General features: G+C 47.8%; 10 protein-coding genes. All 10 read right to left on the reverse strand.

The genetic code is table 11. The features are described 5' to 3' along the window. Positions 1 to 108: 108 nt before the first annotated feature. Entirely contained in the window at positions 109 to 1,248 is a 1,140-nt protein-coding gene (locus ACOYW1_RS18040; protein ID WP_482419149.1) for a Gfo/Idh/MocA family oxidoreductase, read from the reverse strand. A 286-nt stretch (positions 1,249 to 1,534) separates the two neighbouring features. Continuing rightward, positions 1,535 to 2,551: a methyltransferase gene (locus ACOYW1_RS18045; protein WP_482419150.1), complete on the reverse strand. Its 1,017-nt coding sequence runs from the start codon at positions 2,549 to 2,551 to the stop codon at positions 1,535 to 1,537. A 618-nt stretch (positions 2,552 to 3,169) separates the two neighbouring features. After that, positions 3,170 to 5,185 (reverse strand): TonB-dependent receptor, encoded by a 2,016-nt coding sequence (locus tag ACOYW1_RS18050; RefSeq protein ID WP_482415453.1) that lies wholly within the window; start codon positions 5,183 to 5,185, stop codon positions 3,170 to 3,172. A gap of 639 nt (positions 5,186 to 5,824) precedes the next feature. Then, positions 5,825 to 6,991 (reverse strand): (Fe-S)-binding protein, encoded by a 1,167-nt coding sequence (locus ACOYW1_RS18055; RefSeq protein WP_482419151.1) that lies wholly within the window; start codon positions 6,989 to 6,991, stop codon positions 5,825 to 5,827. Next, a complete protein-coding gene (locus tag ACOYW1_RS18060) occupies positions 6,992 to 8,383 on the reverse strand; it encodes an FAD-binding oxidoreductase (RefSeq protein ID WP_482419152.1) in 1,392 nt (463 codons plus the stop codon). 395 nt (positions 8,384 to 8,778) lie between these two features. Next, entirely contained in the window at positions 8,779 to 10,065 is a 1,287-nt protein-coding gene (locus tag ACOYW1_RS18065; protein ID WP_482419153.1) for a GMC family oxidoreductase N-terminal domain-containing protein, read from the reverse strand. Positions 10,066 to 10,170: 105 nt separating this feature from the next. Continuing rightward, entirely contained in the window at positions 10,171 to 12,606 is a 2,436-nt protein-coding gene (locus ACOYW1_RS18070) for a type I polyketide synthase (RefSeq protein WP_482419154.1), read from the reverse strand. 240 nt (positions 12,607 to 12,846) lie between these two features. Continuing rightward, on the reverse strand, positions 12,847 to 22,329 hold the full coding sequence (locus ACOYW1_RS18075; protein WP_482419155.1) for an amino acid adenylation domain-containing protein: 9,483 nt from the start codon (positions 22,327 to 22,329) through the stop codon (positions 12,847 to 12,849). After that, a complete protein-coding gene (locus ACOYW1_RS18080; protein ID WP_482419156.1) occupies positions 22,251 to 23,921 on the reverse strand; it encodes a condensation domain-containing protein in 1,671 nt (556 codons plus the stop codon). Before ACOYW1_RS18080 ends, ACOYW1_RS18075 begins: the two co-directional genes overlap by 79 nt. Further along, entirely contained in the window at positions 23,918 to 24,526 is a 609-nt protein-coding gene (locus ACOYW1_RS18085; protein WP_482419157.1) for a phosphopantetheine-binding protein, read from the reverse strand. The genes ACOYW1_RS18080 and ACOYW1_RS18085 overlap by 4 nt, the downstream gene beginning before the upstream one ends. Positions 24,527 to 24,606 lie beyond the last annotated feature (80 nt).

Consider the following 24,606-nt stretch of genomic DNA (forward strand, 5'->3'; position numbering starts at 1 on the left):
GATACGGGTCCTTCATCGTGGATGGCAAAAAGAGCTGCTCCAGTTCAAAAACAAAGAGTTATCCGGAGGCTTTGCTTTCATCTCACTTCGCGTCATGCTGACGAGTCTCTACGCATTGACAAAATTCCCATACTCACAAGGGTCAGGAATGTTGCTGACCAATTCGTCGATCTTGATAAAATTGGGTTTTCCAAAGCGTTTCATCATCTCCAACCATATGTCACTTATCCCCTTCAGATACCCCTCGGTTTGATATTTCCCTGTCACTCCGGTTTCTATTTGCTCTTGCATCAGCTCCAACGCCGATAAAATGGCATCTGGCCAGTAGAGACTTGTTACCTCATTGAATGAGGGCCCTGTCGTGTCGGAAAAGACAACGGAGGTTGGCTGAGTGTAGTGTTCGTATTTTGATTTATGGTATTCGAAAGAGATATGGCCACTCTCCGATGTCGCACGCGCATGTGCGCCTTTGGTCGGCACCGGATACCCCTGAGTCCACACGACGGGTCCATGGGAACTGAGAAGGGTTGTGTTGCCACTTTCTGAACCTATGGTCACCCTGTGCATCATCAGGTAGTTTTGATCCAAATTACCGGGGTCAAAATAATTTTGGAGCTTAAAGGTTACCGGTACCCCGGCGATGACCCCCTGAAGGCATTTAAATGGCAGAAACTCTGTTTCCATCACAGAGGATACCGAATCCGTCCACTCAACCGGGTCGGTGAATTGATAAGGTTCAAGCCGGCCCAAGGCCTGCCCGATAATATCGATGGTTGAATAAATCAGTGCCGTGGAAGCATCCACAAACAATGGACGCTCACACCCTATGGTTTTGGAGACGTAATCGATAAAGACCTTGATGGGTTTTACATGAACAAAATGGCTGTTGATGTGATAGTGACTCCCGCTCTCCCTGGCGCATTTAAAGCACTGCCTGATGTCCCCGGGGTGCACAGGGTGCTCTTGGATAACGTTGATCCCCCTCTTCAGCAATTGCATTGATAGGTTTGTCCCTTGACCGCCAAGCAATGTTGACTTGACGACAACACAGGCAATATCGATTGTTTCGGGAACCTCATCAACAGACGTGTATAATTGAACGCCCAGTTCACTCGCAATTGTTTCAGAACGCTTACTTCCCTTTGCAAGGATACCACCCAGGCGAAAGCCTGAGTTCTCGCTTAAAAGGGCCGAAAGGTAAAATTTCCCAAAATTCGTACCACAGACAAGAACGTTATATTTCTTCATTTTCCACCTATTCAGCAATCTTATCTTTTACGGGTAACCAGACATGGTTCAAAAAAAAGCCGCAAGGAAGCATATGAACGCCTGCAAACAGCAAGGAAGTCCCTTGTGAACGTGTATAGCGTCGAGGGTTTCTTGTGACCGAAGGCCAGAACAATCCTCGATTCAACCGCAGCAAAAATGATTTAAAGGGGGTTTTGGCACCCGGAGACAGGCAGGGCGGCTTTCGAGTAGAAGGCCTACAACATACGGCCTTGAAATGATCTTCTGTTATAAAAAGAGTGGGCTGTTATTTCCTTGCAATATCTACATCCATATCCCCTGTGTTGGATTCAATGGGAAAGCTTTGGACTGATCTAAAACCAGCATCAAGAATTGCAGCGGCAACCATTCCCCTGGGAAGCAGAAGATCCATCCCTTTCAGCTCAGCTGAAAGGTTATCCGCTACATGGTATACGGGCTTTGTCCGCTCATGTGTGATACCATCCTGATGAGCAATAAAAATCCCGCCGGGATTAAGGGCATCATAGATTTTTTTGCATATCTCGCTTAACGAGCCTTTTACGAAATTAAGCGTTGCACTCGCAAAAACAAGGTCATAGGAGTCCCCGTAGTTATCTGTCTTGTAGTCACCCTCCATAACGGTTATTCGATCTTCGGCCCCATACTCTTCAATGAATTCCCGAGTGACCGTAGCTACCGCAGGTTGATCAAAAACAACGCCTTTCAGGCTTGGGTGAGCAGAAACAATGCCAATTGTATAAAAGCCGGCACCGCCACCCAAATCAAGCATCTTCCTCATCTTTGGGAATTCGGGCAAGGCACTGATGATTTTCGTCATGTTCTGCGCTGCACCGAACTGACATGCAGCAGAGTCACGAGCACTCTTTGCCCATAATGATGCATCTGAGATAGTATGGGCTTTTTGACTGGAAGGAGGGCCATTTTTAACAAGCTCCTCCAAGTTCAACGCAAAATTATCATGCCATGCATTCATAAAATTCAAAAATGTACCAATGTACGAAGGGCTTGAAGAGACCAGAAAGGCATCGCTTTTTTTGGTATTCCAGAAAATCCCCTCGGACTTATTTATGAGGTCCATACCGGCGAGACAATTGAGAAACAACTCAAGATTTCTCTGGTTAAACTGACATTTTTCAGCAATTCCAGAGACAGGACAGGGCTCTCTCATCAAATCAAAAAGATGCCAGTTGAGAGCAGAGATAAGAATATCACCCTGAACTTTTCTCTTGCTAAGTTCATAAATATCACGCCACGACTCCTCAATTACTTGTAATTTTTTCACTGTATCTCCAATATGCTTCTTTTACGAAATGACCAATGTCATACAGGGCCATAACAGGCCTCAAATTAGGCCAAACCGCGGTGAATGGATCCAGCACGTCACATGTCATTTCTTTGATCGTTCACTTGCTGAAGGGAAATGCGATATGGCTGAGGTACGAATGAGCCAGATCAGGCTTAGGGTAAGTTGACAGCCGCCGGAAACGATATCGACGGGTAGGCGTTTTTTTTGCTCAGGATATACTCGTGTCATGATCAAGCGGGCCCAAGCCCTAACCCGAATATTTCACGAGAAAGCGGCCAGATCAAGCCAATAAGATATCATAACGAATTGTTACCTGAAAAATTCAGATATATGAAAAATACGAAATGTCATTCATCTTTTTCTGGCCGTGTTTCTCACCCTTCGGGCGAGCCGAGCACACCCATTTTCTGCGTTATCAGAGCGTTGAGGCAGACAACTGCATCTGCGGATCTGGTGCCTTGAATATGGGTGCACCCGACTCGTGAAGTATTCGGGCTAAGTAGGACGATTTGATTTCAAGAGTTACGCAAAACGAGAACACTTGAACTTATAAAACCCGGCGTTGATGTCATCGTTCCGGCTGCTCTCTTTCCATCAGAAACGGACCGTCGCCATGACACCAAAGGTTTGGGGTTGACCGACGTTTGCCATAAGCCCCATTGAATTGGTTCTGCCGAAGCTGAAGTATTCCTCATCGAGTAAATTTGTTCCATAAAGATATATGTCTGCGACAGCCCCCTCATAGCCGATCTTTGCATTGTATAATTCGTAGGCATCTTGCCCTACGGTATTGACATCATCAAAATAGTTCTTGCCATATCCCTGCATACCGATGCGTGAGTAAAACCCTGAATGATGCCTGTACTGGACAGCCAGGTTAATGGTGTAATCAGGTGTACGCACAAGTCTATTCCCTGAGCAATCAATCCCGGCAGTGTTTGTGTATTCATCATATTCCGCATCAACAAAGCCAAAAGAGGCCATGATGTCAAGCCCTTCCACCGGTCTTGCATCAATTTCGAGTTCAAGCCCCTGGGAGTGTGCCTCGCCGGCATTGGACGTAATATAGGTAAACGCGTCGGGGGCATAATACACATGCATATCATTGATATCCATGTAGAAAATATTGGCATTGCAAATCAGCCTGTTTTGAAACCATGACGTTTTGACCCCCAGCTCATAGTCAATGGAATATTGTTCATCGAATTTTGCCTGTTCCTTTATGTGTTCACACAGGTTAAATCCCCCTGCAAGGTACCCCTTGGCAACACTGGCATAAAACATGGCATCCTTGGTTGGCTGCCAGGAGAGAACGCCCTTGGGAAGAATCGCGTCCCAGTTGTCTTGGATCGTATACGTTACCAGGGTCGGTTTGGGAGATCCTGGCTTGCTGAAGGGATCAGCCGGTAAAATCTCCCCTGTATCGTTTCGGGTTACCTCATAGCGATAGTCCATGGACTTGTTGACCCGCTCGTACCTGAGACCCGCTGTAAAGGCCAGCTTTCCCGGAAGTGGAAATGTCATCTGGGTAAAAGCTGCTGCGGTGTCTTCCTGGGTTTCATCAGCCCAGTTGTATTTTAGGTCATAGCCGTACATCGCCTTGGTATCAAACAGATGCGCGTTGTTTTCATAGTCAAGGAGATCGCTGGAATAGTAGACCCCACCGAGCCATTTGATTCCATCATCCTTGCTGGGGGACTGAATTCGAAATTCCTGAGAAAAAATGCGGTTGTCGGAATTACAAAAGTTGACCGGTTTCCACAATGCGACATAACACTGGTCCATCCAGGCATCCATCTTATCGTAGCTATACGTACCGATGGAGGTAAAATCAAACGAATCGCCCTCATAGGAAATATTCAGCGCTGCACTGGACGTACTGGGCTCTGATTTATCATCGGGATTTTTATAGGCATGGTACTCGACTTTATCTGGCGTTGCCTTGGTCTGTACCCCGCTGCCATCCCATCGTTGGGACATTCCTGCATGAAAATTGGCCTCCAGGCGATCCGTGAAGATCCATCTAAACCGAGACCTCAAACTCAAAACCTCTTCATCATCAAACGTGCCCCCGGCAGGGTGATCGTTTTCCATGAACCCGTCCGTGGTGTAATATCGCCCTGTAAGTGAAAGCGAGAGCTTATCTTTGACAAGAGGCGTATTTACGAACCCTTTTACACCGTAGGTGTCGTATTCAGCAGCCTGCGCCGTTACCTCCCCTTCCAATTCATTGCCTGGTTTTTTTGAGATAATATTTATCACGCCGCCAATGGCGTTTTTACCGTACAATGTCCCCTGAGGGCCACGAAGGACTTCCACCCTCTCCACATTGGTCATGTCCACGTCATAATTAGAGTAATGATCCTGAGCAATGCCGTCGACAAAAATAACCACAGGGTTCTTCCCTGTAAACTGACTGATGCTTATCCCCCTGAAGTTTATCTCCTGATATCCCTGCATGGAAGAACCGGAATACATGTTGGGGACAAATTGCACAAGGTCCCCCAGATCTTCGATGTCGGAATCATCCAGCTCCATTTTCGAGAATGCCGAAATGGCGGACGGAACATCCTGGATGTTTTCCTCTCGCTTGTTTGCCGTAACTGTCATTGATTCTAACAAATGTTAGATATTGCCCTGTTTTACATACACAAGGACTGGAAGGGTCAAAAAACATAACCAATTCCCGCACAAAAGCCCGAGTATGATCCTACCCCTCTTGTTCAAAAACAGCATTAATATTGATTATTACTATCCACTTACAATGTGTTATCCTCATGCTCATACGGTGCTTACACAGCTACGTTCCCAGAATATTCCGAGCTGCGGGTGTATGGACATTGGATGCCACACCATAGATCTTATGACCTGGCTACATGGCGTTCGGGTTGGTCAACATGAAGATTGAGAAAACCAATGATATATAGGAAAGTTATCTAAAAGCAGATTAACATGAGAGTAAGGGAAGCCCTGTCCACCTTAGCCCGGATATTTCATGAAAAAATGATACCTTTGTAAAAAAACCAGGCATTTTAAAAAGACTAAATGTAATTCACGATTTTCTGCTCGATTTTTTCAACCTTCGGGTGAGATGATTTCACACATTTACGGCGTTACCAGTGCATTGAGGCAAGACTGGACATCTGCAGTTCTGGCGAATAAGTGGAATAGGGCAGGCGACTCCCCCCCCCTGATCAATCCGGGGGATGGATATACTGGGTGACATGGGCGTTCACCCAGCAACTATTTTCAAGAAACTCTTTTGAGCATAATCTCACTGATATCAAGGACTTTTATCACACTCTGAGCCTTTTCACTTGCAATGGCTTCTTCAAACATCATAAGGCATATGGGACAGGAAACAGCCAAGATCTCAGCTCCTGTTGCAATGGCCTCGCGTATTCGAATTCTGGCTGGGCTGTCTTTTCCGCCACCGAGCATATCCGTATAATAATTCCCATTCCCGCCGCCACAGCAGAAGGCATTTTCTTTGTTCCTTTCCATTTCAACCAAATCGACATTGGGAATCAGGCCAAGGACCTCCCGGGGGGTTTGATACTTCCCGTTCCAGCGGCCAAGAAAGCATGAATCGTGGTAAGTTACTCGAATCGGATCAGTCCTCTCCATGTGAAGTTTTCCTTCTTCCAAGACAAGCTTCAAGATGTCAAGGTAGTGAAATACCTCTATTGATTTGTCTATTTTTCGGTAATGATTGTGCATGGCGTTATATGCATGAGGAGAAAGGGTTATAATTTTCTGCACACCTTTTTTCCGAAAAACCCCTATATTCCTCTGCATCATATAATCAAACAGGCTTTCTTCGCCCATACACTTGACATCATTGCCGTCAGATATCTCCTCACAACCCAATATCCCAAACGAGATACCGGCCATCAGTAAGATGTTTCCAAGGGCCATGCTTACCTCACGGCTTCGTGGTTCATAGGAGCCAACATCACCGATATAGTATAGGTATTCATCGCCTTCAAAAGGGTTGATACTCAGACCCTTTGCCCAGTCACCGCGTTTTTTTTTCGACTTTTTCCATGGATTGCCAAAGGCAAGGATGTTTTCAAAATATTCCTGAACCTTGGACGGCATGATGGATTCATTGACAGCTTCGGTTCTGGCACATGTGAGTATATTCAAAATTTCATCTTTGAAATCAAGGCAACAATTCTCTTTGCAATTTCCACACATGGAACATGAATAAAGAATTTCTGAATAGTGCTCTGATAACTGCATATCCCCATTTACAACGGCCCTGATCAACCACATACGGCCACCGGGAGAGTAGGACTCCAGTTTGAACTTTTTATATGAAGGGCAATTGAAATCCGAATATTCTGACGGAAATTTACAATATCCACACCTGAAACATCTGTGGAGAATATCTTTGTAGTCGTCAAAACCCATTTACTGAATCTCCCAATGTCCTGGATTCATGATCCCACTGGGATCCAGAAGAGCTCTTACTTTGTTCATCACGTCAACGGTTTCAGGATTCATTTTCTCGAGAACCCGTTGCTGCTCTTCAACTGTTGGTTTCCAGGGCACCCCCCCTATCTTAAGGGCCATCTCTGTTGTTTCCATCAAAGCACGTCGACAGGCTTCAAGGCTCTTCTCATCAGCCCTGTTAAATGGATACATGAACGTAAAAATCACGCTGTGGCCCACACCGATATTCCGTATGGTAAGAAGGGGGCCATCGAAACCATATTTATCCGCAATCTTAACCCCTTGGCGGTAGGCTTCCGGTATCGAATCAAGGGGAAAGTTCACACCCAAATACTCAAACCCTCCACCTTTTTTTATATCCGCCACCTCCATTCCGTACTTGGGCTCTGCCATGTAGTTGGCTATAAATTCCGGAGGAAGCATCTCTTTGGGGAAATGCGCTATATCGGAGGCAGGCTTCCCGTGCTGCATAAACATCTCCTTGAAAAGCGCCACTTTTAAATCGAACTCTTTTTGTGAATCCGCCGTAATATAGATAAACAAAAGGTGGGTCAGGTTACGTCGTCCCTCCATTCTAAAAACAAGCACAAGAAGGTCTTCCATCATTTCCGTGGCTGTGACCTTCCTGACAACATCGGGTATTGATTCCGGATTACGCAACGCAAAGATACACATCTCCCTGATACGATGCCTGGGATAAAGCTTCAAAGATAACTTCGTTACAACACCCGTTGTTCCGAACCAATTGGTAAACAGTCCAGTTAAATCCGGCAGTGGGCTTTTTCCAAACCAGGAAGCAGACAAAGCACACGATCCGAGAGTACAAATCTCGCCGGTCGGCAGAACCACCTCAAGCCCGTTGATCATGTCCGGATGCACACCATATTTTGAAAGATGGCCGGACCCATTGAACACAAAATTCCCTGTAACGGTTGCCATGGGGGGAGCATCTGCTATGGAAAATCGTAAATCGGGATGATGAGAGTTCAGGTAAGCAATCAGTTTGCCAATGGTTACCCCGGCTTCTATTAATGCAAACCGGCTATTTTCATTGACCTCTAAAATTGAATCCATCCGTTTCATGTCCAGTGCGATACCACCGCGCTTCGGAATGGTTAAGCCGGACAAATTCAAGCCCCCTCCAATGGGAACTACCGGGATACGATGCCGGCATGCGATTCGTATGATGGCCTGAACCTCCTCTGCCGTACCCGGCATCACCACATAATCGACCTGGCCGGGCTTGGATGAGCCCAGATCACGTGAGTATAAATAAAGCTCTTCCTGCCGATTGGAGACAAACTCATGCCCAACGACCTGCTGTAAAGCATCATATATGTTATGTTGCATGCGAAAATCCCTGAACGTAGAAATGTTTCATTATGGTTAGTCAAAACGACAAGTAAATGGTGCCGGGGACGATATGAAAACAGGATGGATAGATGATCAAATGACCAGGGACACGGTTAACATGCCGATCTGTGCGTATCATCCCTGTGTTTCGTTGAATCAACCTTACAGGAGTACTCTCATGGTATTGGCTCTGGCTTATGAGCCGAATGAAAAACATGGGAGCGATGACAATACAACGCATCGCTCTCCCCCCCCCCTCAAGGGAGTCGAGCGTATCCATCTTCCGTTTTTCAGAGTGTTGAAGCAAACAACGACAACTGCAACTCGGAAGCCCCGATCATGGACACGCTCGACGTGTGAATACCATAAAGCCGCATGCAGGCCCATGGAAACTACAATGTCTTAGCCAGCCGCTTGGCAAGTGCCATGATTGTCAACACAGGGGGAATGGCCATGGATTCAGGAATAACACTTGCGTCACATACGTACAGATTTTTCACCTGTGTTTGTAAATTTGAATCCACGACCTCTCCAATTTTACATGAGCCACCAGGGTGGACGCCCGCAATCCGTGTAAACCAAATATCTTTCGCCCCTGCATTTTCAAGGATCTTCCGAGCGATCCCTTTTCCTTTTTCTAATTTCCCAAGATCCTCCTGAGAAAGAGGTTTGACTATTTTATAGTCGTTATCAACACACCCGCTTAAATTGTCGTCGATTTCAACAAGAATCGACAACGCTTTCTTTTGCTTAAAGAGTTTATTGAACTTCTTATGGCTCAGGGCCAGTTTTCTGTAGGCTGGTGTCGGTAAAGCAGAATCACCCAGAGCCAAGCCATCCTCCTTAAGAAGAATGCCAGCTTGCCTTGTAACCTCCTGGCCACCGGACACATTATGATCCAGATAGCCGGTGGCGACAAAATACGGATCGACAAAAATGCCGTTGCCTGCTTCGTTTATTTTTGCTTTCTTTAGAATTTCCGGTGATCCGAGCCCACCTGCTGCAACAACAACAGTATCTGCCATCATCCGTGTTTTCTCGCCATCTTTATCCAAAGCCACGACACCTACCGCTTTCCCATTTTCTATAAGAACTTCGTCGCAAAAAGTTTCGTTGTATAAGGTAGCTCCATTGTCGACAGCTTCCATGACCCATTGACGGGCATCCCACCGTGCCCCGGTTTTATCACCGAACAGATAAGATGTTTGCTTGAATTTATCAGCTGAAAGGAAAAACCTGTCGATTTTTTCCCACTTCAGTCCCAGGTCTAAGGCAGATTGATTGATACGCTTTGCAGCCGGCCCCATTTGTCCTAATTTTAGAGGTTTTATTGTGATCTCCTGCTTTATCTCTTCTACCTCGCTCTTTAAATCTATCTCAAACTTGTCAAACAACTCATAGGGTGGATCCCAGGAGACGCCCCCGTAAGCAAGGGTCCCCCCCCCTGTTGTGATGCAGCGAACAATTTCCATAAACGGATCGTCGGATGATTTCAAAAACGCTTTTGTTTTATGCTGCATTCCGCCGAAGAACCTCAATGGATGCGCAAAAAAACCACCATTGGGGGGATTGTCCTTCCCCCATTCCAGTATGACGACACGTTTTCCCTTTCGTGCAAGCTCCCGTGCAACGGTAGCCCCCCCAGCCCCTGATCCAACAACGATTGCGTCGGTTTTCATATGAGTCCCTTTGCTATTGTGACCATTGGTTAAACTTGACCGCTGTGTCGAGTAGTTCGATGAAGCCTTCTCCATCGTGCCAATCCTCACCGCGCTTTCTGCCTTTTATTCCTGACCTTCAAACCAGCATCTCGTTCGCTCAAATGGGTATGTCGGAAGTGACATTCGATGAGAGGAGCCCCCAGCATGAAACGCTTTCCAGTTCACGTCCGCCCCGCTGGTGTAAAGCGAGCCCAGCCGCTTTAAAAGTGATAATTCGAGGTTCATGTCTCGGTGATCTGCATCGTGCCCCGGACCCTTTGTTTTCGAAAATACCTCTCGACATGAGCCGAAGAACGATGAGTCCGGCCCCATCTCCATAACGCTATTCACCCTGCAGCTTTTGAGGTATTCAGGAATCTTCAGTGGGTGAACGCCCTCGTCTATCTTGCTGTTCCAATATTCGTTACGAATCCATTCTTCCGGGTGATCAACAACCCCGGTAAAAGGCGAAACAATAGGGATACGGGAGGGTGACAACGTAAGGGTTCTCATTGTGCCCTCGAGCAAGTCAGAAGAGTCCTCCGTGCTGCCTTCAATAAAACGTTCCCTTGCCACCAGAAGCTTGATGCCATCTTCTACGCTGAGGACGCCTGCAACACAGGCAGCCGTGCAAATGCCCACGCCATGGCCCACAACCACAGAAGGGGCTATTCCCCAAGCTATCCACGCCATGGCTATCGCATATTCCAACGCAAAGACTTCAACCGGCGAATAGGTATTATTACCTGATGGTTTCCCGCCCACGACAGATGGCAGTAAAGGGGCATCCTGGTAGTTTTTCGCAAGCTCCCCGCATAAATCCAAACTATCCTTAAACTGTGGGTACGATGCGTAAAGGTTCTCGTATGCTCCCTTCACCGACTCCATTTCACCGGAAAAAAGAAATGCCGTAATCAACCTGTCGTTGCGGACAGACGGTAGCGGCTCCGCCACCTTTTTTGACGCCGGATTTCGGGCTGAGAGTTGTCCTGACAAGTCATCCGTGGAGTGTGAAACAAGTGCGATACGATGTTGAAAGTGGTCTCTTCCGACATTGGTGGTAAAACACGCATCGTGAAAAGATGCATCTTCATGCGTTTTGAAAAAAAGGTCATACCGTTTGACCATGCGGGCCAACGCGTTTTCGGTCTTTGCCGAAAGGGTGAGGATTTGATATTCCCCCAACCTTTGTTCATGTTGCCTCGGGCTTGGCGGAGCCTCTTCAAGAACCGCATGTGCGTTGCTACCCCCGATGGCAAATGCATTAACCCCGGCGCGCCTGGGAAGGCCGTTTGATCTCCACTCGGAAAGGTCCCTGACGACGTAAAAAGGAGTGTCCTGCAACTGCGGAGTGGGCACCTCACAATTCAGGCTTGGTGGCAGTTGTTTGTATTTCAACGACAGCATTGTTTTGATCAGGGCTGCTATTCCTGCGGCGTGCGTCAAATGACCAAGGTTTGTCTTTACACTCCCAATACCACAAACCGACTGCCGGTCGCCCTGGCCCTTGAAAACCCGTGACAGGGCCTCGATTTCTACAGAATCCCCATGATACGTCCCGGTACCATTGGCCTCGACATAGGAGATGGTGTTCGAATCAACACCCGCCACTTGAAAGGCCTCGTCAATAACGGCAACCTGCCCTTCAATGCTTGGGGCACGATACCCGATTTTGGAGGCCCCATCGTTATTGACAGCCGTTCCTTTGACAACAGCATAGACATGGTCCTTGTCAGCTTCCGCATCGGATAAACGCTTCAACACAACGACACCCAGCCCATTTCCAGGCACCGACCCTTGAGCGTTTATGTCAAAAGCTCGACAGTGCCCATCAGGGGAAAGAACCATTCCGTCTTCATGCAAATAGCCCTGGTTTCTCGGGACATGCACGGCTGCGGCACCGACCAAAGCCATGTCACATTCTCCGTTTTGAAGGGCTTCGCAGGCCATATGAACGGCAACCAGTGATGTTGAGCATACCGTCTGAACCCCAATACTCGGTCCCTTGAGGTTCAAACCATAGGCGACGCGAAGGCAGGTCTGGTCCACCGCATTACCAAGAATCACTTCAAAACTTTTCAATGATCCCGGACGCATCAAGGGGGCACTTAACAGCTTGGTGTACCCACTGGTTCGCGTGCCCCCGAAAACCCCTGTGACTCCGTCATATGCCCGAATCGAATACCCTGCATCTTCGACAGCTTCATAGGCGCATTCCAAAAAAAGGCGCTGTTGTGGGTCGATGAGTTCTGCTTCCTCCTTGGAGTACTCAAAAAAAGAGAAATCAAACTTGTCTATGTCATCAATGACACAGGCTGCATTGACATAGTCAGGGTCGTTATAAATATGAGATGGAATATTTGCCTCAATAAGCTCGGACTCTTCAAAAAAAGTGACGGACTCCACGCCATTGCAGAGGTTACTCCAAAATTGATCTATCGTATCTGCACCAGGGAATCGGCAACTTGCGCCGACAATTGCAATGGGCTCAATATCCTCATACTCATCGGTGTTTACCACTGCTTATCTCCTCGTTATGAGTAAACGCATAAGAAATGAACATCAATGGGGCCATACACGCTGCGTATGCCATCAGTAAGCGTTGTAAAGTGATACTCCGGATCCAGGGGCGGAACGGAGAAGAAAGGGGGGTGTGTCATCGGGCTGTGCGTTCTGGGGACCAAAGGCTTTGTCCCGGCTGTTTCATACCGCAACATAACCGGGACAGCCTTTATTCCCAGAATCTCTTCCGGCCATGTATTATCGATCGTTCGGAACACGTTTTCTTCGTTTGCTGATCATTTGCCTGCGGTTTTGTACCCGACTCTGTACGCTCTTTTCAGGTTGATTTACATTGTCCCGTTGAACCATGTGTTGAGCCAACGCCTCAACAGTCGAATATTCGAATAAATCCATGACCGTAATCTTGCGGTTCAACGCACTGAGCAGTTTGTTTTGCATTCTTACAATATCCAACGAGGTTGCGCCCAAATTGAAAAATTTCTCGTTGACGCTCACCCTGTCGACGCCGAGGATCTCTTTAACGATGGAACATATGCCCTCTTCCAGCTCATTTCTCGGGGGGACATACGAGGTAGACATGTTGACGGATTTACGTTCTGAGTTGACCAAAGCCTTGCGATCGACTTTCCCGTTGGAGCTCAGCGGGAGCTTGTCCAATACGGTCCACGTCGTAGGTATCATGTAGTCGTTGAGACGCTCTTTTAAGAACGCCTGGAGAGCTTCAATGGAAACGTCTTGCTCAGGGTGAGGCACCACATACCCGGATAGAAACTTCTCCTTTTCCGTCCCCTCTACAGCAAGAACAACGGCCTCCTTGATATCAGGGAACCTGTGAACGACAGACTCCACCTCGCCCAGCTCGATACGGTACCCGCTGATTTTCACCTGAAGGTCTTCCCTTCCCATGAACTCGATATACCCTTCAGGCATGTACCTGCCGAAATCACAGGTCCGGTAGAGTCTCCGGCCATTTCGAGGGTGAATGAAAAAGTGAAAATCCGTTTTTTCATTGTCCTTCCAATAGCCTTTTGCCAGTCCGTCCCCTCCAATGTACAATTCGCCGACAACATGATCGGGGCACTCCTCAAGATTTTCGTTCAGAACATAAACCTGTTGATTTGACATAGGACGACCATAGGGAATACTCCTCCATTCAGGATTAACGCCATCAACGGGATATAAAATGGACCATATCGAAGCCTCTGTTGCCCCTCCCAAGCCGACAACCTGAACATCCTGGATATGATGCTTGATTCGGTCCGGCAGATTCGTAGGAATCCAGTCGCCACTCAGCAGAATCAATCTAAGGCTCTGGATTGCGGAACTCTCCGTCTCTGAAAGAGACTCAAGCAGCATTCTCATCAGCATCGGGACCGAGTTCCAAACCGTCACTTTTTCCTGTCGGATCAAGCCCAGCAAATGCTCCGGATCCTTCAGGCATGCCGGGTTGGGCATCACAATCGTCCCCCCTGCAGCCAGGGTGCCGAAGATGTCAAACACGGAAAGGTCAAAATTCAATGCTGAAATCGCAAGGACGCGGTCCTCGCTGCTGATACCAAAGCGCCCATTAATATCCATCAGTGTATTGACGACCCCTTTATGGTCAATCATCACCCCTTTGGGAACACCGGTTGATCCGGAGGTGTAGATCACATAGGCCAGATCTTCATTGTTTTTCGGCACATCAAGCCGTGCCAGCCCATCGTCCACCGGATCTATTGTATCAACAGAGAGCGTGATAACACCCTCAAAGGATGCGAGATCGTCCTCTAACCAGGACTGCGTCAAGACAATATCAACCTCGGCGTCACGGAGAATGTGTTTCAATTTTTCCGTGGGCGTATCCACAGCAATGGGAAGATATGCTCCGCCCGACATCAAGATGCCCAACGCTGCGGTGACCTGCTCCCACCCCTTTTCCATGACAATGGCGACAAGTCGGTTCGGTCCGATCCCCATTTTTTGAAGGTGGTAACCGAGATGTGTTGCCATGCCCGACAATTCGCCGTAGGTAAATGAGCGATCTGTCGTAATGATGGCTTTCTTGTCTTTATGAATCCTGACCTGTTCTAAAAACAAGTCAGGAAGCAATGTCCTCAAAGAGGAGGGAACGGCTGTCGCGTTGTATGCTCTTCGCTGCTCTTGCTGTTTTTCAGGAATCAAGGATGAATGTGTAAGGCCCCAGGCACTTTCCCCATCGGCCAACGCTTCCAGCAACAAACAATAGGTGTCGAACATGTCTTCCAACAGGCCAGGAGAGAAGAGTTCGGCCACCACATCCCAGTTTACGGAAAGGGCTCCATCTCTCTCACCAACCTGGTTATCCAAAATGACCTGGGGGGTCTGGCTGACGTTGTAGATGATATTGCCCATTTTAGAGAGCGGAGAGGTTTCGTTATCTTTAGACTCCAGCCCCAGGAAGCTCGTAAAAACCACCGGCATAACGGCCGACTGGATATTTCCCCTGAGCTGGGCAAACTCACGAATGGTTCGGACACCGTTAAAATACCTGTGCTCGAGTTCCTGCCACAATTGATGTTGTATCGCCTCTGCCCATTGCTCGAAGGACCGATCGCCCTGATTGATTACAGGCAACAAGGTAAGTGAGGTAAAATCACCGACAATATCGTTGACCTCCGGGTGAAGGGGAAGCCTGTTAAAAAACGTGAGGTTGATCGTAAAATCGGCGTTTTTGGTCCATGTTCCCAGCACCTTGGCGTAGGCAGCAATCAATATTCCTGAGGGTGTCAGATTATGTTGTTTTGCCCGGTTCTTTAATTGCTGCCACTTTCTCTTATCAAGGGTGAAATTTAACCGGCGAAACTCCGGCTTGGAAATGGCAGCAATTTCGGTGCACAGGGGCAATTCCGGGGCCAATGGCAAGGTGGGTAAGCGCTTGAACGCATACTCTTTGTCGCGCTTGTACAACTCAGAATCCCGGAACACGCCCTCGGCTAAAACATAATCCCTGTAGGAAAGATGAGGTTGTTCGACGGGGAGGTCATCATCCATGTAGAAACGATACCAGTCATCAAATATCACCCCCATGCTCCACCCATCAACGATGAGGGCATCAAAACTGAGATGTATCCGAACCACATTGGAATCGTATGTGGAAATTCTGATATCAAAGAGAGGCCACTCCCCCACCGGCAACATCTGGTGTTCCATCTCTTTTCTGATGCGGTCCAGTTCAGACCGAATGGATTCGGGCGCCTCGGTCCGTAAATCATACTGTTTGAATTCATATGGTAACACATGTTCTAAAACGACTTGCTTACCATCAGGCAAAACGACCGCCCGCAGCATTTCATGGCGTTCAACAACTTTCAGCCATGCCCGATTCAGCCGTTCAATATCCATATGAGAATTTTCTACTTCAAAATAGGAATGTGTTGCCACATTCCCCAACTCAAATGCATTGCTTCGCCCAACCCAATAGGCGTGCTGAACGTCTGTGAGCGGAAATGGTTGATAACGGTTAGACGCATCAGGCTCGATTTGCGGAAGCTTTTCTTCTTTCATCCCAGGGGTGCCCGTTGACTCCCCCAGGGCTTTAAGAACCGTCTCTGCCATGCCGGCGATGGTCGGAAATTCAAACAGTTCTGAAAATGGGACATCCACCTCAAATCGTTCGTAAAATTCATTCACGAGTTGAACGGCAATTAACGAATCACCGCCTATTTCGAAAAAATTAGCATGAATATCGATATGTTCTATAGACAGCGCCTTTTCCCAGATCTTGGCAATCTCTTTTTCATGGTAACTCTCCGGTTCGGCGCTGACTTTGGTATCCGACACCATGTGATCTGAAGGCTCGGGAAGTGCTTTCCTGTCGATTTTACCGTTTGCATTCAGAGGCAGTTCATTGAGAAACACAATGCCTGACGGGACCATATATTCGGGTAATTTCTTTCGTATGAAAGCCAATATCTCTGCCGTCACCTCTTTGCGACGAGCCTCATCCCCTGAGATGGGTTCATCATGTACCACATAAGCAACCAGCCTTTTATTTCCGGAATCATCAACTGCAGCTGTGACGATGCACTCTGAAATGTCACATAGCAACTTGACGGTGACTTCGATTTCCTCAAGTTCAATCCGATACCCCCTGATCTTAACCTGAAAATCTTCTCGTCCCAAAAATTCGATATTGCCATCAGGTAAAAAACGCCCTCGATCGCCTGTAGCGTATAATTTCTCACCCGTATGCGGATTATGAACAAAGGCGTTTATGGTCTTTTGTGTGTCTTTCCAATACCCCTTGGCAAGGCCCAAACCACCAATATACAAATTACCGGTAACCCATACAGGGCAATTACCCATCTTTTCGTTTAAAACGTAAAACCTTTGATTCTGCATGGGTTGGCCATAAGGAATGCTTTTCGCGCCTGGATCCACGCGTCCGACCTTGTATAATATTGACCAGATAGACGCTTCGGTAGCACCGCCCATGCTGATAATCTCTGCCCCCTCAAACGTAGAACGGATTTTCGCCGGAAGGTCGGTCGGGACCCAGTCACCGCTCATCATGACCAATCTCAGCGATTCAGATACGTTCTCTTTTGTAACCATAAAATGGTCGGTAAACATCTGCATAAGTTGCGGGACAGAGTTCCAAATGGTCACACCAAATTGGTTCACCAACTCCAGCCAATGTGATGGATCTTTTCGCCGATCCGGTTCCGGAATGACAATTGTCCCGCCGGCTGCAAGCGTCCCGAAAATATCGTAAACAGAAAGGTCAAAGTTCAGTTCGGCAAGGGCCAGCACCCGATCCTCAGAACTCAACGAACATCGCTCATTGACATCTTCGATGGTATTTAAGGGCCCTTTATGGTCAAGCATGACACCTTTGGGCACCCCTGTTGACCCTGATGTATAGATGACATATGCCAGATCATCAGGGGTTTGAGCCTGGTGCACAGGGATATGAGGATCTTGGTCCCCTTCTATCTGATCGATAAAATGCAAGGTCACCGATTCAGGCCACGGTACCTCTTTTTCAAGCCATGACTGGGTCAAGATGTGCGTTACGTTACTTTCGGAAACAAGATAGTGCAGTCGGTCTTCAGGGGTATCCGGCGTCATGGGCAGATAGGCCGCGCCAGACATTAGTACGCCCAGCACACCAGCTACCTGCTCCCACCCTTTATCCATCACAATGCCGACAAGCGTATTCGGCCTTACACATTCTGCCGAGAGGATACCGGCGACAGTGCCGGCTATACGGTGCAATGTGCCATAGCTCACCACTGAATTTAACGAGACCACAGCGTCACGGTCCGGGTTTGCCAGAGCCTGCTCTTCAAAGGGCGTGTGAAGCAAGCGGGGAGCATATTCATAGCGTGTGTTGTTGACATCATCTAAGTGCCTGCGCTGGTCTTCAGACATGAGTTCAAGAAGTTGAGTTTCCCACAATTCATTCTCATCGGCCAAGCCGATGACAAACGATGAGTAAACATCAAACATATCCGCGATAAATCCTTCCGGAAAAAACTCATTGACCGTATCCCATATTAAAACAAGATACTCCGATGTTTCGTATACCTGATGGTCGATCAAGACCTGCGGCGTCTGTGAAATGCTGTAGTTTAACCGCCCGATGCTGTTATCTCCAACGGCCCTCTGCTCAGAGGAATTCAGGCCCAACGCACTTGTGAACACATATGGCATGCTGGCGTGTTCCGCTCCCCCCTTTAACTTAGCGATCTCCCGCAGAGCCTGAACCCCGCTGAAGTATGGATGGTCCATATCCTCCCACAATTGTTTTTGAAGGTTCTTGGCCCTATCCAGAAACGTCAATCCACTGCCCGAAGAGACGCCAAGAAGAGTCAATGACGTAAAATCACCCACTATTTCGTTGACCTGTTCATGGAGGGGTATTCTATTAAAGGTGGTTAAATTAATGGTAAATTCATCATTCGATGACCTTGAGTTCAGAATCTCGGCATATGCGGAAAGCAACAACGCAGACGGCGTGATGCCTATCCCCTTTGCCCTCTTTTTAAGCTTATCCCAGGTCCTCTTTTCTAGTTTGAATTCAAATCGGGTGAAAGGATAGTGGACACCGGATTCAGGTTTTTTGACCATCGGAAGATCAGGACAAGGCGGAAGTTCATGCAAGCGATCCAGCCAGTACTCCTGATCTCTAAGATACAGATGGGAGCCCTTCATTTTTTCCATTGCCACAACATAATCGCGAAATGACAGATCAAGCTCCGGCAGTGGCGCATCGGGCTCACTGTAAAGCTTCGACATTTCGCTGATTAAATGGAACATACTCCAACCGTCGAAGACCGAATTGTCAAAACTGATGTGAACCCTAAAGCAATTGGCATTGAACAGCGATGCCCTAATATCAAAAAGAGGCCACGTATCTGTGGCAATAATCTGATGGGACATCATGTCCCGAATGTGGAGCAATTCATTGTCTGCATCTTCGGGGGACAGGGTGTTTAGATCATAGGTTTCTACCCCATAGGCAGGGACGTCCCTTATGATGACCTGCTGCATCTCATCATGCATAAACACAGATCGCATCATATCATGGTGTCCGATCAGGCGATTGATGGCACGGGACAGCTTGTCAATATCGGGATCAACCCCATCAAATTCAAAGTAACAATGGGCTCCAACCTTTCCAAGTTCATACAAACCGCTTCGTCCAACCAGATAAGCATGTTGTACATCCGTGATAGGAAAGGGTTCGAATCGGTTGTCTCTATCAGGGCGAATCCTGGAAAGACCTGCGGGCTCGTTGCCTGATTGTTCGGACGCACCCGACACGCCGTCAATCTGTTCTGCCAGTTCTTTTATCGTGGGAAATTCGAACAACATCCGAAGTGTGATATCAATGCCTGATTTTTCTCGCACCTTGGCGATAATGCGGGTTCCCAACAGGGAATCGCCGCCCAAGTCAAAAAAACCGCTATGGACACTTATGTGGTCTGTTTTCAGAATACGTTCCCATATCTGGGCCAAAAAGATCTCCGGTGAGCTGGACTTAAATTCCTTTTCATTGCTTGAATTATCTCTGAAAGGTACCGGCAGTGCTTTGCGATCAACTTTTCCGTTACCGGTAAGAGGAATGGATGACAGTTGGATATAAAACGATGGGATCATGTACTGGGGAAGCTTCGTATTAAGAAACCCACTTAATGCCTCTGGCCCGAAGTATCTCTGGACGGATGGTGTTTTTGCAATGATTATGTCCTGGGCCATCATTTGGGGGGCATCTCCAAACATGGAAAATGGCGTTTCGAACCCCTCGGTTTCGAGTATCGCCAGCCATCTCTCCGAGGAAAGAAGCGGACGTCCCGAGCCTGCCCGTTCATCTTCAAGACCTTGGAATCCGGCTTCAATAAATCCAACGCTCACTTTTTGGAGGCTGCTGTTGATTGTATTTTCCGATACGATGAGAATCCCACCGGGCGATAAGAGCGTTTTGATATGTTGAAGGGCTCTCCTTACGTCTGTGGACCTGTGGAGAGAATTCAACATCAGGACCACATCGAATGAATGAGGTTGATACCCTTGCACCAACGGCTCCTGATCGATATCGAATACGACAGACTTCACAAACGGGTAGCCGTTGGTTTTTTCCGAAAGCCTATCTGTAAAAAACGACGAGGTATGGCTCGTATAAATAACATGACGATGAGGCAGATAGGGAAGAAGGGAGGCTGTTGCTTCACCGGTTCGAGCTCCTGCTTCAAGGATGTTCAATGGCCTTGCATCGGTTCCCCGCTCACAGAGAAAGTTAAGGAACCCGCCGATTGTTTTGTCGATTGCATCCGTTCCGGGCATCATACGCGAGAGTCTCTCCGGTGAAATCCGGTGGTCATCGCAAAAGAACAACTCAAGTGCGTCTCGCTCACCCTGAATAATGGTCTTAAAGCTCGCTTTGAGCGTCGTCAGGTAGGTATGGATCCCTTCAACAGCCTTGAGTAAAGATGGGTTGCTCTCGATCTTTGAAAAAATGGATTCAACGTTCTTTTTATTTGGGTATTGAGGGGAAATTGAATACGTGGCGGGTGCCGTGGGATTCAACAGCCCCCTATCCAGAAGCAACTCTATCCATTGCGAAACAAGATGTTCGTATTTTTGGTCGACGTTGCCTCTTTCCATGATCCCGGAAACCGAGAGCTCTTCTTCAGGCGTAGTAAAAATACTGATAGAATAAAATGCATCGCAAATAGATTCGAGGCTTACTTCTTCCATATAGCGATAAAACAATTCCAGTTCAGAGCGACTTAAGCCGCTTAGGACATCGGGATCAAGTTTCTCTTCAATAAAATGCTGCAATGCACAAGAATCAACAATCGAAGGGTCTGCATCATGGAGCAGAGAAGAATCCGGGTCTTCATTTAATACGACATAGGCGGCAATCTGCTTTTCACCTGCGGCGTTACCGCACACCGAGACAACCGATTCTTTTATCCCCGGATGGGCGCCAATGGCCGCCTCTATCTCACCGAGCTCGATTCGATAGCCGCTAATCTTGACCTGAAAATCCTCTCTTCCTTCAAATTGGATATTCCCATCAGGGTAATACCTGCCAAGGTCCCCGGTCTTGTACAAACGCTCTTTGGTTACAGGGTGTATGAAAAATGAATTGTCTGTTTTCTCTTTATCGTCCCAGTACCCCTGTGCAAGCCCAGCGCCTCCGATGTAGAGATCCCCGGTAACCCATGCCGGGCAGAACTGAAGCTTTTTATCGAGCACATAAACACTTTGATTCTTCATCGGTCGCCCGTATGGAATACTGCTCCATTCCGGTTCAATTACATGGATCGGGTAATAAATCGACCATATCGATGCCTCGGTTGCCCCTCCGAGGCTAATCATTTCAATATCTTTGAAAAGAGCCCGAATCTTACCGGGAAGGTCAAGGGGAATCCAGTCTCCGCTCATCATCACAAGCCTGAGCGAACGGGAAGACAGCCCCTGCCCATCCGCTGCATACTCCACAAGCATCTGCATCAGCTGAGGGACTGAGTTCCAGACAGTAATCTTCTCGCCGTTTATTTTGCTTAACCAGTGGGAAGGGTCATTGGCACCCTTATGATCCGGGATCACGATTGCCGCCCCTGAGGCAAGGGCTCCGAATATATCAAACACAGACAAGTCAAAGTTCAATGCGGCAAGGGCAAAGACCCTGTCCTCAGGCGTCATGGAAAACCTGCTGTTCACATCAAGAATGGTATTGACGGCGCTCTTATGATCAATCATGACCCCTTTGGGAGCACCCGTTGATCCTGAAGTGTAAATGACGTATGCCAGATCGTCAGGGCTCTGAACAGGGTATGCACCATCCGTGGGACCGGCGCATTGATCAATCTCATCTACGGCAATAATGTTGAGGTGCCCGGGCCACTCGATCGCATGGCGGTCCGCATATTTGGACTGCGTAAGGACGATACCGACCCCAGCGTCTGACAACAGGTGATCCAGACGTTCCGACGGCACCTCCGGGTCAATGGGTAAGTAGGCCGCCCCGGACTTTAAGATACCGAGGACACCGGCAACCTGTTCCCACCCTTTTTCCATCACGATGCCGACGAGGGTTTGAGGCAATGCGCCTTCCCTCCGGAGGAGCCCTCCGATGGTATCAGAGATCTCTTTAAGCTCTCCATAGCTCAATCGCCTGTCGGAGGTGATAACAGCCTCATTTTCCGGGTGGGTAGCCGCCTGCTCATCAAACAGGGTATGGAGCATGCCTGCAGGAAGGCTCTCCTCATCTGCGACACCGACAAAGACTCCCGGCGTTTTGACAGGGACAAGATCCCCCTCCAGTGCACTCCAGGCTTGTAATTATCACCGCGAAGCGTGATGAGCTCTGTGTAAGCCTCGAACATGTCATCGAGTACATTGTCCGGGAAAAGCTCGTCTATCGCATCCCAGTTATAATAAAGCGTCCCTTCATGTTCGATTACCTGATGGTCAAGGTACACCTGGGGGGTCTGGGTGATGCCGTACTTAAGAACGCCAAGCCGTGTGACATCGAAATCTGTCAGGTTTTTGTTTTCCACCCCAATGGTGCTGCTGAACACCACAGGCATTAATGCTTTGCCCTCTGCATTGCGGTCCCTGGCAAGTTCACGGATGAATTTCACACCGCCAAAGTGCCTGTTGTCCATGTCCTCCCATAGCCGAGTTTGAATGACGTTGGCTTTTTCCCCAAAGGATTCGCCACTGTTCGTATCCACTTCAAGGAGGTTGACGCACGTAAAATCTCCGGCAATATCCATCACATCAGGGTGAACGGGAAGCCGGTTGAACAAGGTCAGGTTGATGGCAAAATGATCATTTTTGCTCCACCTTGAGAGAACTTCAGAATAGGCTGTCATCAGAACAACCGATGGAGTCAATTCATATTGAGCAGCTCTCTTTTTGAGGTTCAGCCAGGATGTTTCATCAAGGGTGGACTCTTTACGTACAAATGTCGGCCGCTTGATGGAGCCCGGATCCTTTGCAAGGGGGAGTTGAGGAGCCGCGGGAAAAGATTGAATACGACCCATCCAGTAATCTCTTGCCCTTTCAAACTGCTTTGAATCAATGAGTTCATGCTCTTTCAGGACGTAATCCCTGAAGGAAAATTCAGGCACCTCGTATGGCTGGTCCGGATCTTCGTAAAATTTAACAAGGTCTCTATACAGGATAAAGGCGCTGTAAAAGTCTGCGGTTAACAGGTCAAGACTGAAGTACAAAGACACAAACCCATTGAAACGGTTCACCCCGACATCAAAAAGAGGCCATGTTCCGGCTTCGTATGTTTTATGGGATAGGCCCTCACGGATTTTATCATGACGGCGTGCTGCGTCCGCTTCTCCCAGACCTCTGAAATCATTGACCGTGACGTTGTAGGGCGGCACCTCTTTAAGTATTTTCTGTTCGCCGCCATCCATGAAAACCAGCCTCAGGGCCTCGTGTTTTGCAACCAGCTTGTTCAAAGCCAGGTTCAAGCGATCAATATCAATATCAGATTGCTCTGTCTCATAGTACGAGTGGCATGATGTATTCCCCAGTTCAAACGCATCTCCTCTCCCGATGAGATAGGCACTTTGGACATCTGATAACGGGAAAGGCTCGTTGCGATTTTCCAGGTCAGGTTCAGCTCGTAATTCACCGGGAATGGAATGGTCGGAATGTCTCAACAATGAAATGATTTCATGTTTACAGCTCGAAATTTCATTTTTTAGACCATCGTTAAGAGCGCCCTTGGGTGCACGAAATTTAAGTTCGCCTTCCTTCTCCCACAATCTGATGCCTTCTTCCGATAATTTTTTCAATAATTGTGAAGCGGTCATATAACACCCTCCTCTATTTCGGCGTCCCGTTCCGTATCGACACAAATCATCTCAATAAAATGAGCTAACCTTTTTATATTGGAATGTTGCATCAGGTTTTTTATCGTCAAATCCAAAAGAAACTTATCGTTGATTTTATTCACAAGCCTGACGGCCAAAATGGAATCACCACCAAGATGGAAAAAATTCTCATAGATCCCGAATTGATCTGTTTTCAGGCATTCTTTCCATATGTCAAAGAGCTCTTGCTCTATGTATGTTCCCGGTGGAACAACATCGCTGTTTTGGTTGATCTCGCTGTAATCGACGGGCGGAAGACGTTTTCTGTCGACTTTGCCATTTTGGTTCAAAGGAAATGAGTCCAGTTGAATATAAAACTGAGGCACCATGTATTCCGGTAATTTACTTTGTGCATGGTCCCTTGCCTTCGTCCGGAAATTTATCGCCATATCACCTGAGCCAGTGAAATAGGCCGCCAGATACTTTTCGGCTTGCACCAAAACAACAGAGTCACGGACGCTGGGGCACTCTTTCACAACCTCTTCAATCTCACCGAGCTCAATTCTGTGTCCGGATATTTTGACCTGATGATCTTCCCTCCCCAAAAACTCGATATTCCCATCAGGGAGATAACGCCCTATATCTCCGGTTTTATACAGTCGTTCACCGGTCAGCTTATGTGTAA

Source organism: Desulfoluna sp. CYM3A, assembly GCF_056829965.1.